This window comes from Mesorhizobium sp. M0500 (genome assembly GCF_040321165.1).
GTDB lineage: Bacteria > Pseudomonadota > Alphaproteobacteria > Rhizobiales > Rhizobiaceae > Mesorhizobium.
The window spans coordinates 355,111-368,994 of the sequence record NZ_JAMYRB010000001.1 but is presented as its reverse complement, the minus strand read 5'-3'; the positions used below and the strand labels follow the sequence as shown (position 1 = coordinate 368,994).

12 protein-coding genes and 1 pseudogene are annotated in these 13,884 nt (G+C 63.1%); 6 read left to right on the top strand and 7 right to left on the bottom strand.

Annotated features, from left to right (window positions below; genetic code table 11):
- Positions 1 to 15: 15 nt before the first annotated feature.
- The 6 genes from NKI70_RS01815 to NKI70_RS01790 form a co-directional block, all read right to left on the bottom strand.
- The gene (locus NKI70_RS01815; RefSeq protein WP_352569426.1) at positions 16 to 1,101 is read right to left on the bottom strand and encodes an ABC transporter ATP-binding protein; all 1,086 of its coding nucleotides are present in this window, start codon (positions 1,099 to 1,101) and stop codon (positions 16 to 18) included.
- Complete coding sequence (locus NKI70_RS01810; RefSeq protein ID WP_352569425.1) at positions 1,091 to 1,699, bottom strand: cupin domain-containing protein; 609 nt, start codon at positions 1,697 to 1,699, stop codon at positions 1,091 to 1,093. The genes NKI70_RS01815 and NKI70_RS01810 overlap by 11 nt, the downstream gene beginning before the upstream one ends.
- Before the next feature lie 205 nt (positions 1,700 to 1,904).
- The gene (locus NKI70_RS01805; protein WP_352569423.1) at positions 1,905 to 2,975 is read right to left on the bottom strand and encodes an ABC transporter substrate-binding protein; all 1,071 of its coding nucleotides are present in this window, start codon (positions 2,973 to 2,975) and stop codon (positions 1,905 to 1,907) included.
- On the bottom strand, positions 2,960 to 3,838 hold the full coding sequence (locus tag NKI70_RS01800) for an ABC transporter permease (protein ID WP_352724045.1): 879 nt from the start codon (positions 3,836 to 3,838) through the stop codon (positions 2,960 to 2,962). Before NKI70_RS01800 ends, NKI70_RS01805 begins: the two co-directional genes overlap by 16 nt.
- Entirely contained in the window at positions 3,835 to 4,722 is an 888-nt protein-coding gene (locus tag NKI70_RS01795) for an ABC transporter permease (protein WP_352724043.1), read from the bottom strand. The genes NKI70_RS01800 and NKI70_RS01795 overlap by 4 nt, the downstream gene beginning before the upstream one ends.
- An 84-nt stretch (positions 4,723 to 4,806) precedes the next feature.
- Entirely contained in the window at positions 4,807 to 6,090 is a 1,284-nt protein-coding gene (locus NKI70_RS01790; RefSeq protein WP_352724040.1) for an NAD(P)/FAD-dependent oxidoreductase, read from the bottom strand.
- A 225-nt stretch (positions 6,091 to 6,315) separates the two neighbouring features.
- On the opposite strand from NKI70_RS01790, the gene NKI70_RS01785 reads away from it, so the two are divergent.
- From NKI70_RS01785 to NKI70_RS01760, 6 genes and pseudogenes are all read left to right on the top strand, one after another.
- Positions 6,316 to 7,473: a fumarylacetoacetate hydrolase family protein gene (locus tag NKI70_RS01785; protein ID WP_352452558.1), complete on the top strand. Its 1,158-nt coding sequence runs from the start codon at positions 6,316 to 6,318 to the stop codon at positions 7,471 to 7,473.
- Between the two features lie 78 nt (positions 7,474 to 7,551).
- Positions 7,552 to 8,345, top strand: a pseudogene (locus NKI70_RS01780) (SDR family oxidoreductase).
- A gap of 251 nt (positions 8,346 to 8,596) precedes the next feature.
- Positions 8,597 to 9,529: a substrate-binding domain-containing protein gene (locus NKI70_RS01775; RefSeq protein ID WP_023674042.1), complete on the top strand. Its 933-nt coding sequence runs from the start codon at positions 8,597 to 8,599 to the stop codon at positions 9,527 to 9,529.
- Between the two features lie 107 nt (positions 9,530 to 9,636).
- Positions 9,637 to 10,623, top strand: a complete 987-nt coding sequence (locus tag NKI70_RS01770) for an ABC transporter permease (protein ID WP_023674041.1) — start codon at positions 9,637 to 9,639, stop codon at positions 10,621 to 10,623.
- 3 nt (positions 10,624 to 10,626) lie between these two features.
- Positions 10,627 to 11,421, top strand: coding sequence for an ATP-binding cassette domain-containing protein (locus NKI70_RS01765; RefSeq protein ID WP_023674040.1), 795 nt, complete (start codon positions 10,627 to 10,629; stop codon positions 11,419 to 11,421).
- 59 nt (positions 11,422 to 11,480) lie between these two features.
- Positions 11,481 to 12,503, top strand: a complete 1,023-nt coding sequence (locus tag NKI70_RS01760; RefSeq protein WP_023674039.1) for a LacI family DNA-binding transcriptional regulator — start codon at positions 11,481 to 11,483, stop codon at positions 12,501 to 12,503.
- A gap of 548 nt (positions 12,504 to 13,051) precedes the next feature.
- Here the strand turns inward: NKI70_RS01760 and NKI70_RS01755 are convergent.
- Positions 13,052 to 13,633, bottom strand: coding sequence for a TetR/AcrR family transcriptional regulator (locus NKI70_RS01755; protein WP_352724038.1), 582 nt, complete (start codon positions 13,631 to 13,633; stop codon positions 13,052 to 13,054).
- Positions 13,634 to 13,884 lie beyond the last annotated feature (251 nt).

The following is a 13,884-nucleotide window of genomic DNA, read 5'->3' as shown; positions in this document are numbered from 1 at the left end:
TGGAAATGAGTGAGACTAGCTAGGCAGCATAGGGCAGTTGGCACCACGGCGCAGGCTGATATGCGCCACGTCGCCGACGCTGAATTGAAAACCCTCTGTCCGGCGCGGCGCGTCGATCACCACCTGTGTCCCCTGCCCCAACTCTGCATGAAGGCGCAAGGTGCGGCCGTGAAAGACGATGCTGTTCACCCGCACCGGTGCAGTACCGGCCGCCGCCTCGGTCGTGGCCAAAAGGTCCTCCGGACGCACGCCAATGGTGCGCACCGTGCCCTCGCCAGGCAGCTCGCCTTTATCCGAAATCGCTTCCAGCGGCAGAGCGCCGGCGATGAACCGCAAGCGCTCGCCGTCACGGCCGACAAAGCGCGACTGCAGAAGGTTCATGGTGCCGATGAAGCTGGCGACGAATTTGGTGGCGGGTCGATCGTAAAGGGTCGCCGGCGGCGCAATCTGCTCTATGCGGCCCTTGTTCATGACGACAATGCGGTCTGAGATCGACAGCGCCTCGGTCTGGTCGTGCGTGACCATGACGAAAGTGGTGCCAAGCCGCGACTGCAGTCGCTTCAGTTCGACCTGCATCTGCTCGCGCAGATGCGCGTCGAGCGCCGACAGCGGCTCGTCGAGCAGCAGCACACGCGGCTCGCAGACGATCGCGCGGGCAAGCGCGACGCGCTGGCGCTGGCCACCCGACAATTCCGACACGCGGGCGCCGAGCTTTTCAGCAAGGCCGACCATGTCGAGCGCTGCGCCGACGCGCTTTGCCTGTTCGGCACCGGAGAGCTTGCGCAGCGACAGGCCGAAGCAGACATTTTCGGCAACGTTCATGTGTGGGAACAGCGCGTAGTCCTGGAACACGGTATTGACGGGACGGCCGAAGGGCCTGAGCGCCGTGATGTCGCGGCCTTCGAGCAGGACCCTGCCGTTCGACGGGCTCTCGAAGCCGGCGATGACACGCAGGCTGGTGGTCTTGCCGCAGCCGGACGGTCCGAGCAAGGTCAGGAACTCGCCGCGGGCAATGTCAAGATCGACGGCGTCGAGCCCGATGATGCCGCCGGGGAAAATCTTGGAGACCTTGTCCAGCCGGACGAGCGGATCAGGCGCCATCGCGAACCTCGGACGGTTTGGTCGTGTTGACCCACAGGATCTGGCAGCGCTCGCTGCCCGGATTGCGGAAGGCATGCAGCAACGTGCTCTTGAAGGCGAAGCTGTCGCCGGCCTTCAGCCCGTACCTGGTCGAATCGACCACCAGCTCGACCTCGCCGGACAGGACGAAGCCGAATTCATGGCCGGCATGAGCGTAGGCTTCGGCGGTGCCGCCACCGGCTTCCACGGTCACCAGCATGCCGGTCAGCGTGGCGGCCGGCGGCGACAGCAGCGCCTTGGCGATGCCTTCCGACTTGACCGGGATCTGACGCCGGCTGTTGGCGCGCACACAATAAAGATCGTTGCCGACATCATTGCCGTCGGCGATCAGCGCCGACGGCTCTACATCGAGGGCGGCGGCAAGCGGCCAGATCACGCGGACCCGCAATGACGACATGCCGCGCTCGATCTGGCTTAGCGCACCTATCGAGACACCGGCTTTGGCGGCAAGTTCGGCCAGCGAGAGATTGCGCTCCAGCCTGAGCGCCCGCACGCGCCGGCCGACCCTGACGTCGGCGTCGTCCTTCGGCTTCTCAGCCGCTTCGTCCAGCATGTCCATTCGTTCGTCCTTGTTACAGTATTTTTGGCCGGCGCCGCGCGGTCTTTCCTTCTCCCCCTTGTGGGAGAAGGTGGCCGAGCGAAGCTCGGTCGGATGAGGGGTGTTCCAGAAAACACCAACGCCTCATTCCTTCCAACACCCCTCAACCGTCTTGGCGCTGCGCGCCAATCCACCTTCTCCCACAAGGGGAGAAGGAAGAGCGAACTCAGCCGCCTGCCTTGACCTTCTCGAACATCTTGGCGAGTTCGTCATTCTGTTTCATCGGCCCGGTGAAGATCGTGGTCTTCAGCATCACCTCGGGATCGGACGGCAGCTGCAGTTTCTCCAACTCCTCCTTTGGCACGGCGGCGAAAGCCGAGCTGGTCGAGCTGCCATAGCCGTAGGCCTGGATCAGATACTTTCCGGAATCCGTCTCCAGCCGGCTGTTGATGAAGTCATAGGCTAGGTCGACGTTCTTGGCGTCCTTGAGCATGACGAAGCCGCAAGCCCAGGTCAGCATGCCTTCTTTCGGCTTCATGAACTCGACAGGCACGCCCTGCTTCTTCAGCGAGGTGGCCGAGGCGTTCCAGGTCATGGCCGCGACCAGCTGGCCGCTCGCCAGTGCCTGTTCGACCGAGGTCATGTCGGTGGTGTAGTTCGAGAGCAGCGGGCGCTGCTCGCGCAGTTTCTCCGCCACCTTGTCCATCTGTTCCGGTGTCATGTCGAATGGATTGACGCCGGCCAGAAGGGCCGCCACCACCGGTGTGTCGTGGACGGCATCGATGGTCGCCATGCGCCCGGCATATTGCTTGTCCCAGAGCAGATTCCAGCTGGCTTCCGGGTTCTTCACCAGATCGGTGCGGTAGAGGATCGAGGTATTGCCCCAGTCCCACGGCACCATCCAGACCTTGCCGTCGCCGGCCTGCAGGTCGGGCAGGTTCTTGAAGACCGGGAAGATCGAATCCCAGTTCTTGATGCGCTTGGTGTCGATCGGCTGCAGCAGGCCTTCCTTGTTCCAGCGCGCCACCTTGTCATAGCAAGGGTGCGCGACATCGGGGCGGAAGCCGGCCTTGACCTTGGTGAAGGCGTCATCGTCGTCGCCAAACATCGAGGCTTCGACGCCATCAGGGTGCGCGGCGAGGAAGCTCTTGTTGAAGTCGGGCAGCTCGTAACCCGACCAGGTGAAATATTGCAGCTTGTCGCCGGCAAAGGCGACAGTCGATGCAAGCGCCAGCGCGAAGGCGGCCAGTCCGGTTTTCGCTGTCTTTGTCGTTATCGATTTCAAGTCGAATGCCATTGCAGTTCTCCTCTTTCGGTTTCTTCTGGTTTTGACAGGCTGGCGGGCGCTGGCCGCTGAGCGGCGGCAAGCCCGCGATGGCGCAGGATTTCGGCGAGTGCGGCGATGACGAACGACACGGCCAGGATCGCCGTGCCGAGCGCCATGACGGTCGGCAGCGATTTCGGGAAGCGCAGCTGGCTCCAGATATAAAGCGGCAGCGTCGGCTCGGTGCCGGCAAGGAAGAAGGCGACGATGAACTCGTCGAACGAGGTCAGGAAGGCCAGCATGAACGCCGAAATAATGGCGGGCAGGCTGAGCGGCAGCATCACCCGTCTGAAGGTCGTCCAGTCCGAGGCGCCGAGGTCGAGCGCTGCCTCGCGGATGGTCTTCGGGATGGCGGCGAAGCGGCTGCGCATGACCACCACCGTCGTCGGCAGCGCCACCAATACATGGCCGAGCACAATGGCAATGCGCGACGGCCCGAAACCGGCGAGATTGACCAGGATCAACAGCGAGATGCCGACGATGACGCCGGGGATCAGGATCGGCAGCCGCGCAATGGCACTGATCGTGGCGGCCAGCGGCGAGCGGCCGTAGAGGTCCATATAGGACACGGTGATGCCGCAGAGTGTTGCGCCGGTGGCGGCAATGGCGCCGATGACGAGGCTGGTGGCAAGCGCACCGGACAGCGCCGAATTGCCGTAAAGTGTGCCGTACCACTCAAGCGTGAAGCCTTGCAGCGGAAATGCCGCCTGGATCGAATTGTTGAATGAAAACAGCGGGATCAGCAATATCGGCAGATACAGGAACACCAGATAGGCAAGGACGTAGGCTCCGAGCCAGCCGCCGCCTTGCTTTGCGTCCAGGCGCGCGGTGTTCATGTGCGGCTGCCGTATCGCCGGTCGGCGAAGCGCACCACCAGCACCACGGCGAGAATGACCAGCATGACGGCGACGGCGAGTGCGGCGCCGAACGGCCAGTCATTGGCCTTGCCGAACTCGGCCTGGATCAGTGTGCCGATCATTGTACTGGCAGGGCCGCCGACCAGCGCCGGCGTCACATAATCGCCGACGGTCGGCACGAAGACGACGAGAGCGGCCGCCAGCACGCCCGGCATCGAATTGGGCAGCACGATGCGGCGGAAGCTGGTGAATGGTTTTGCGCCGAGATCGGAAGCGGCTTCGAGCAGCGATTTCGGGATGGTGTCCAGCGCCACATAGATGGGCAGGATAGCGAACGGCGCATAAGCGTGGGCGAGCGTGACGACGACCGCTGCCGGCGTATTAAGGAAGGCCAATGTCGGCTCCGACCAGATGCCGCTTTCGATCAACGCCGAGTTGAGCACGCCATTATAGGCAAGCACGATCTTCCAGGCGAAGACGCGCAGCAGATAGCTGGTCCAGAACGGCAGGGTCAGCAGGAACAGCAGCAGCCCACGCCGCCGCCCGCCATGAAAGGCCAGATAGTAGGCGACAGGATAGGCCGTGACGACGGTTGCCAGCGTCACCAGGCCGGCGATGCTCAGCGAGCGCAGCGTCACCGTCCAGTACAGCGGATCGGTTGCCACAGTGACGAAATTCGCAAGGGTGAAACCAGCCCCCAGCAGCGAGCCGTCATTGCCGCGGAAGGCGAGGAAAAGCACGAGGCCGAGGGCGAAAAGGATCAGCAAGAAGGTGACCAGCCCGCCGGGCAGCAGCATGGCGAAGCGGAAGGCCGGCGAAGACCGGGTTTCCGGCAGCGACTGCGTTACGACGATGGTCGACATCGGCTGTCCATCGAAATTTGAAATCGATTAAGCTTTTTTCATATTTGTGAAATTGTCAAGCTGTTTCATGCTTGGGAATGAACGTCAGCGTTCGAACGCGTCCAGCATCCGGTACCAGGCGATGGTCGCGGCAACGCCGATCTGCCGAAAGGCGTGAAACGGGATCGGCCGGATCGGCGATATCGGGAACGGCAATTGCCTGGTGTCGCCGCTCGACAGGTAGGAGGCTATGCGCTCGCCAAGCGCGGTCATCAGGCCGATGCCGCGGCCCTGGCAACCGACGACCGCCAGCAGACCCTTCTCTGGCTCGTGGATATGCGGAAGATGGTCCGGCGTCATTGCCACCCGGCCGAACCACCGCTTTTCAATGGCCACATCGGACAGCGCCGGGTAGAGCCGCAGCAGCGCGCGTTCCAGATGCGCCCAGTCGGCCGGGCCGTTCGGCAAGGCCATGCGGCCGCGTCCGCCGAGCACCAGCCGGCCATCGGCACTCTTGCGGTAATAGACGAGGATGCGGCGCGAATCCGACACTGCCTGCCCTTCCGGCAGGATAGCCGCCGCGAGATTGGACGTTAGCGGTGCTGTCGCGATCTGGAAGGAATGCAGCGGGACGATCGTCTCGGTGAGGCCGGGAAGCAGGCCGCCGGTATAGGCGTTGGTCGCCAGGACAATCGCCTTGGCCTTGAGTTCGGCGCCGCTTTCCGTAGAAACGTGGCAAATGCCAGCATTCTTGCTGATCTGCATCACGTTCTGGCGCTCGGCGATCTTTACGCCCGCCGCTGCAGCGACGCGCGCCAGTTCCGACGTGTAGGCGAGCGGATCGATGACACCGGCGCGGCGATCGAGCCAGCCGCCGAGATAGCCTTGCGCGCCGGTCATCGTCGCGATCTCCGTCCGGCTCAGCAGCCGGACATCGGCGCCGCGGGCGCGCCACTGCCGATCCCGGTTCGCCGCCGCTTTCAGCGCGGTCTCGGTATGCGCGGCCTGGATCCAGCCATTGCGGACGAACGGCACCGCCAGTCTTTCGTCGCGGATCAATTCGAAGACGGTGTCAGCGGTCGAGGCGGCAAAGTTGACGAGCGCTTCGCCGCGTTCGAGACCAAAATGCTCCAGCAGCCAGTCCGGATCGTATTTCAGGCCGGGAATGACCTGACCGCCGTTCAGGCCGGATGCGCCATTGCCAATTTCGCCGGCCTCCAGCACCTGGACGGCAAGGCCGAGCCGGGCAGCGTGCAAGGCCGTTGACAGACCCAGAATGCCGCCGCCGACGATAACGACATCGACGCATTGGCCGGCGGGAAAAAGCGACTGGAACGCGGTGGCCGTCCGCGGCTTCTGCCAGATTGGATCGGAAAACCGTACGGGCAAGCGTCACCTGGAAATTTCAGTAGGTGAAAACCCTAGCGACGGTTTCATTATTTTGAAAGAGCGTTTTCCGTCGCCATTGGCGCACGTCAGGCTCGATCAAGGTCCAGCGATGCGAAGACCGCTTGAAAGAATTGACAAAGCTCGCCCTGCAAGCGGGATAGACCTTTGGCGGGAATTTGTTGAAAGTGCCGCGGCCGAAGGACAAGACAACAGGAAATGTAAGCCATGACGAACGCCACACATTTGCCCGCCGAAGGCCTCTTCGTGGGCCGCGCCCGGGCGAGCGATGCTTCCCATCCGCTGGTGGTCACGGTGCGTGACGGCACGGTCTTCGACATCACGTCAAATGTGGCACCGACCGTGCGCGACGTTTGCGAATTGCCGGATCCGGCGGGGCACGTCCGCTCGGCCAAGGGGCGGCCGATCGGCCCGCTCGATGCCATTGCCGCCAACAGTTTCGAGACAGCGCGCGATCCGGGGAAACCGTACCTGCTATCCCCCGTCGACCTGCAGGCGATCAAAGCGTCTGGCGTCACCTTTGTCGTCAGCCTGCTCGAACGGGTGATCGAGGAGCAGGCGCGCGGTTCGGCGGAAAAGGCCGACGCCATTCGCGCCGACATCGCCGGGCTGATCGGCCACGATCTGTCGAAGCTCAAGCCCGGCTCGCCGGAAGCGATGGAGATCAAGGCCAAGCTGATTGCGCGCGGCGCCTGGTCGCAATATCTGGAAGTCGGCATCGGCCCCGATGCCGAGATCTTCACCAAGTGCCAGCCGATGGCCTCGGTCGGCTTCGGCGCCGATGTCGGCCTGCATCCGGTTTCGACATGGAACAATCCGGAGCCGGAGATCGCCATGATTGCCGCCAGCAGCGGCAGGATTGTCGGGGCGACGATCGGCAACGACGTCAATCTGCGCGACGTCGAGGGGCGCTCGGCGCTGCTGCTCGGCAAAGCCAAGGACAACAACGCTTCGGCAGCACTTGGCCCCTTTATCCGGCTGTTCGACGAGACGTTTTCCATCGGCGACGTGAAGCAGGCGATCGTACGGTTGAAAGTCGAAGGCGAGGATGGATTCTCGCTGGAGGGCGCCAGTTCGATGGCCGAGATCAGCCGCTCGCCGGAAGAGTTGGTCGCCGCCGCCATGGGGCCACATCACCAATACCCGGATGGGCTGGCGCTCTATCTCGGCACGATGTTCGTGCCGTCGAAGGATCGCGGCGAAACAGGCAAGGGCTTTACCCACAAGGTCGGCGACATCGTCACCATATCGTCGGAGAAATTCGGCGCCTTGGTCAACCGCGTGCGGCTGTCGCCCGACTGCCCACACTGGACCTACGGCGCCAGCCATCTGATGCGCGACCTCGCCAGGGCCGACCTCATCTAGTCCCCCAGCCTGACATCCGATAGATTCTAGAATTCTCTGATTGGAAATTACCTGCTCGTCGGCATTCGGGAGAGTCCATTGATCGTCGCTCTTGAGGGCAAAAACCTTGTCGTTACCGGCGGAACGCAAGGGCTTGGCGAGACCATCGCCCGGCTGGCCTCAGCCGACGGCGGCGAAGGGATCGCCATTGTCGGCCGCAATGCCGAGCGTGGCAGACGCATCGCCGAAGAGCTTCACGACCAAGCCGGCCCGTCGTCTTCATCCAGGCCGACCTTGGAGATCCGGCCGCGCCTGCAGCTGTCATGGCGGAAGCGATCAAAAGACTCGGCCGCATCGATTGTCTGGTGAACGCCGCGGCCCTCACCGACCGGGCCTCGCTGGAAACTGGCACAATCGACGACTGGGACAGGTTGTTTTCCGTCAATGCGCGCGCGCCGTTCTTCCTCATGCAGGCGGCCGTAGCCGACATGAAGACACGGCGGGCGGCGGGCGCCATCGTCAACATACTGTCGGTGAATGCGCATTGCGGTGCGCCGGACCTTGCCATCTATTCCGCAACCAAGGGCGCGCTTTCGACGCTGACCAGAAACATTGCCAACGCGCATCTTTCCGATCGCATCCGCGTCAACGGCATCAACATGGGCTGGGTAGCGACGCCGGCCGAACAAGAGATGCAGGCGAGCACGCTGGGCAAGGGCGAAAACTGGGCAAAGATCGCTGCCGCCGGCCTGCCGCTTGGTCGATTGCTGACCATGGACGAAGTCGCCCAGCTAACGCTGTTCCTGCTCAGCGACGCCTCCGGGCTGATGACCGGGACGCTTATCGACCTAGAGCAATCCGTGCTCGGCGCGCCGCCGCGCAGCATTGCATGACGGTCGCAAGGCCGATCGTCGGCCGCCTGGAAAATATCAGCCAAACTGATGCAATCTGATGGGATTGCTGATGGCGCGGTGCCTTGCGCCAACGTCCATTGGCAATCGAGGCTTGCCATCGATCGAAAAAGGGAATGCTCTAATGCGGCCAGGTCGACGCTGGCAAAATGCGACCACCGTTTTGGCCGCGCACGGCTTTTCGCGGTGATCGTCGTCGGAGGAGGAGTTCGGTTCAAATGGGAGGAAATCAAATGCTGACGAGGCTAAGACTGCTTGTACTTGGCTTGATGGTGGCGCTGGCCATTCCGGCCGCGGCACAGGCCAAGACGTTCTACTGGATTTCGCATGGCGGCCCGGCCGATCCGGTCTGGACATACTTCCTTGCCGGCGCCAAGCAATGGGCGGCGGACACCGGCAACACCGTCAACACGTCGTTCCACAATGGCGACGTGGCGTCGCAGCAGGAGGCTGTCCGCGCCGCAATCGCCGCCAAGGCCGACGGCATCACCACGACCAGCCCTGATCCGGGCAGCCTTGTCGAGATCGCCAAGGAAGCGCGGGCGGCGAACATCCCGATCATCAACTTCAACACGCCCGACCCGAAGGCGGACTTCAACGCCTATGTCGGCGGCGACAACGTCACCTTCGGCAAACATTGGGCGCAGTATCTGGTCGACAAGGGCCTTGTGAAGAAGGGCGACTTCGTCTGGATGCCGGTCGAGATTCCCGGCGCCACCTATGGCGTCCAGGAAGAGGAAGGCATCAAGAGCGTGTTCGAGCCGCTCGGCATCACCTATGAAATCACCGAAGCGACGCTCGACCAGGCCGAAGTGATCAACCGCATGGTCGATTACCTCACCGCCAACAGGGCCAAGGTCAAGGCGGTCATCGGCCTCGGCGACCTTGTCACCGGTTCGGTCAAGCGGGTGTTCGACCAGGTCGGCGTCAAGCCGGGCGAAATCCCGGTCGTCGGCTGGGGCAACTCGCTCGACACCACCCAGGAAGTGCTGAACGGCTACGTCAATGCCGCGCAGTGGCAGGATCCGCAGGCGACCAGCTACGTCGCGCTCTCGCTCGCCAACATGGCGGCGAGCGGTATTCCGCCCGGCTTCGACGTGATCACCGGCGCGCTCTACGAGAAGGACACCGCGGCAGTCTACGACAAGATCCTGTCCGGCAAATAAATCCGCGATCGAGTTGGTCACGGCCGCTTCGGCGGCCGTGACTGTCTCATCATTCCGCCGAAGCCGGTTGCGGTCGCGGCCAAATCCAATCCTATCGCGGGTCCAAGGTGGAAAATCGTTCTCTTATCCAACGATCGATCGCGCGGCCCGAGTTCGGGCCGTTTGTGCTGCTCGTCGTCGAGATCGCCGTGTTCTGGGGCATCAACCACGACTTCCTGTCGCCGCAAAACATCTCGAACACGCTGGCCTTCACGGTCGAGCTCGGGCTGATCGCGCTGGCGATGACGCTGTTGATGACATCAGGCGAATTCGACCTCTCGGTCGGCTCGGTGTTCGGCTTCTCACCGGTCCTGATGTGGACGTTGTTTAACAGCGGCGTCGCCTCGCTCGAAGCCGCCTTCGTCATTGCGCTGGTGGTCGCTGCGTTCATTGGACTGGTCAATGGCTGGTTCGTGACGCAGCTGAAGATCCCGTCTTTCCTGGTGACACTGGGCATGCTGCTGGTGGTGCGCGGCACCGCTTTGTTCGTCACCAACGGGTTTCCGCAGCGGACCTGGAGCGCCGAGGGCAGCTGGCTGGCGGAAGCCTTGGTCGGCGATTTCTTCATCGGGCCGTTCCGTATCTACATGTCGCTGTTCTGGTTCATCGCCGCCGCAATCGCGCTCGGTTACGTGCTGACGCAGAGCCGGACAGGCAACTGGATCCAGGCAGCCGGCGGCAACCCGAGTGCTGCAAGGGCGCGCGGCGTCAATGTCAGCGGCGTCAAGATCGGCCTGTTCATCCTGTCGTCGATCCTGGCCTCGCTTGCCGGCGTCATCTCCTCGTTGCGCACCTCGGCGGCCAACCCCAACAGCGGCACCGGCTACGAGCTCGAAGTCATCGCCATGGTGGTGATCGGCGGCACGGCGCTGACCGGCGGGCGCGGCACAATCATCGGCACGGTGCTCGGTATCCTGATCCTGCGCGTGATGCGCAACGGCATCGTGCTGATCGGTGTGCCGGGCCTTGCCTATAATATTTTCATCGGCGCCATCATCCTCGGCATGATGGCGCTCCATTCATGGCTGGAACGCCGGCATCAGGCAGGGACTTGAACCATGGCCGAACCGCTTGTCCGCATGGAAAATATCCGCAAGTCCTATGGCCGCGTGCAGGCGCTGGTTGATGCCAATTTCCATGTCAACGAAAGGGAGATCGTCGGCCTGCTCGGCGACAACGGCGCCGGCAAGTCGACGCTGATCAAAGTGCTGTCGGGCGCGGTCCCGCTGACCAGCGGCGACATCTTCATCCGCGGCAAGAAGGTGAATTTGCGCAGTACCAGCGACGCCATCGCGCATGGCATCGAGACGATCTACCAGGACTCGGCGCTGGTGACGCAGCTGTCGATCGCCCGCAACCTGTTTCTCGGGCGCGAGCCGATCAAGCCGCCGCGCTTCCTCAATCGGATGGACCAGGAGGCAATGAACGTGGTTGCCCGCGACCTGCTCAAGCAGGTCGGCATCTCGAAGAACATCCCGCCGACGACGCCGATCGGCTCGCTCTCCGGCGGCGAGCGGCAGGCGGTGGCGATTGCACGCGCCATGCATTTCGACAGCGACCTCATCATCCTCGACGAGCCGACCAACAATCTCGGCGTCGCCGAAACGCAAGGCGTGCTGAGCTTCGTGCGCAGTGCCCGCGATTCCGGCCATTCCTGCATCTTCATCGCCCACAACATCCATCATGTCTTCCAGGTGGTCGACCGCATCGTCGTCATGCGCCGCGGTAAGGTGGTCGCCGACGATATCGACCCGAAGAAGACCAGCGTCGCCGAAGTCGAACGCGTCATCACCGGCATGTCGGACAAGGAGATCCATGACGCGCTGGTCGAGGGCACGCAACGGCCCGGCTGAGCAGCCGGGGGTCGGCCTGATCGTCGAGGCACTGGATCGCATCGCCATATGGTTGCGACATGAAAGCCACCGTTTCGGATATTGCGAGAAGCTGCGGCCTGTCGACCGCGACGGTCGACCGCGTGCTCAACAATCGGGCGGGGGCGAGTGCCGCCAACCGGCAGCGCGTAATGGAGGCGGCCAAGCAGCTCGGCTATCTGCCGGTCGTCGACCAGGTCGCGTTGCCGTCGCGGCCGGCGCATCTCGAATTCTTCCTGCCGATCGGCAGCAATGCCTTCATGGCCGATCTGGCCAGACACATCGAGGATTATGCGGCGCGCCTGCCGCTGGTCGCCTCCTGCCGCATCCACAAGCTCGCCGGCATCTCGCCGAGCGCCTTGCAGGCGGCCGTCGAAAACCTCTCGCTCAAGGCGAACGGCGTCGGCGTCATCGCCATCGATCATCCGAGAACGCGCAACATCTTGCGCGAGATCGTCGAGGCCGGCATCCGCCTGGTCACACTTGTGTCCGATGTTCCGGGCGCGCCCCGCTCGGCCTATGTCGGCATCGACAACCGGGTGGCCGGCCGTACGGCGGCGCTGCTGATGGGACGGTTCCTCGGCGGCCGCCAGGGCCACCTGGCGATGGTCGTCGGTTCACGCTCCTACCGCGGCCATGAGGAACGCGAGATGGGCTTTCGCTCCGTGCTCGGCGAGGAGTTCCCCAACCTAACCGTCACCAGCGCCGTGGAGATCAACGATGAGCCGGAGGTCAGTTATACCGCGACCATGAAGGCGCTGCACAACGAGCCGGAGCTGCTCGGCATCTATTGTATCGGCGCCGGGCGCTCGGGCGTGGCAAAAGCATTGCTCGAAGTCAGGCCGCAGACGAAGCCGGTGTTCATCTGCCATGATCTGACGCGCGAGACGCGCGGCTATCTCGTCGACGATCTGCTCGACGTCGTCATCGACCAGAATGCGCGGCTGATCGCCGAACAGTCGGTCATTCGCCTGCTCGGCTCGATCGCCTCGTCGGCGCCCTATCTGACGCGGAAATTCATCGAGCCGCGCCTGATCTTCAAGGAAAATGTCCCGGTGCAGTGATGTCGCGCGAGGCGATGGTCGCTCGGGCCTCGATCGTTAAAATTCGGTTGATACCGCAAATCTGCACATCACCTATGCAACTTTTGTGGTTGCCGAATCATTGGGCAATCGATAGTTTCGCAGGTGTCGGCCATCTACTCCTCCCAGATGCGATGCCGACGCTGAGTGCGGTACACCTCCTCCCGTGCCGTATTCGAAATCGAGCCCGCTGCCACCTCCTCCCGGCAGCGGGCTTTTTTTGTTCCGGCTCCGGGATAGCGGGCGATGCTGGGATCGTGACTGGCACCGGACACGATTGCTGATCCGCGGATCGATGTGCTTCGCTGCGACCGCCGCGGCTTGTCGGGCGGAATCCTGTCACACTTGTCACTCTCACCGGTTCGCCGGCGGCCCTATCCTGCCTCACGACCAGCAAACAACGCCGCGCCGGCCATGGTGCGGAGGATCGGCACAGGAGACGCGAGATGGCACATCGCGATGGGACGAGACATCACCCGGCGGCGCGGCCCGCAATCGAAACGCCACGTATCGTTTCGCCGCTTGCGAGACTATCTGCCCCTGAAAGACGTGATCAGGCCTTCCGCCATGCGGACGAACTGCGCGCTCGGGCCCTCGGCGCCGACGCTTTGCAGGCTGACGCGGGCGCCCTCGAGCAACAGCGACAGCGTGTCCGCAAGAAGCTCGGCCTGTCCGATGCCGGCATCGCGACACAGCGAGACCAGCCGCTCGCGCTGCGCTTCCTTGAGTTCCTTGATCACTTGCCTTGCCGGATGATCCGCCTCGCTCAGCTCGATGGCGGCGTTGGCCATGTCGCAACCGCGACGGTCCGACATCAGGCAATCGGCCGCCATCCTGACCCAGGCATGCAGCTGCGCCAGCTTGTCGCCCGGATTCTCGGCCTCGAACTTTTCCCACATCGCGTTGGCGCTGCAGGCGGTCGCCCGCAGACATTCGATGATCAGGTCATCCTTGGACTCGAAATGCCGGTAGAGCGTCATCTTGTTGGTGCCGGCGGCCTCGGTAATGGCGTCGATGCCGACGCCGCGAATGCCATGCTTGTGAAACATGTCCCGTGCCGTCTCCAGGATCCTGTCCCGGGGGCGAACACGCTCCACAACAACGTCTGTCATCAAAACCTCCGTGATTGCGTTTCCCGAAATTCCCTCGGTGCACCTCTTGACTAGGGTGTTACCGGTCTGTAACGTTAGAGATGTTACTTACCTGTAACACCCGCATTGCATCATGTCAAACTCGCAAGTGCCGGCCATCAGCCCTGCCCCGATCGGCAAGGGGACGAACCGCACCTCACGGCCTCGGCCGGCGAGCAAGAAAACACCCGATCCGCGGCTTGCCGCGGATCGCCAAAAACCAGGAGCCGCTT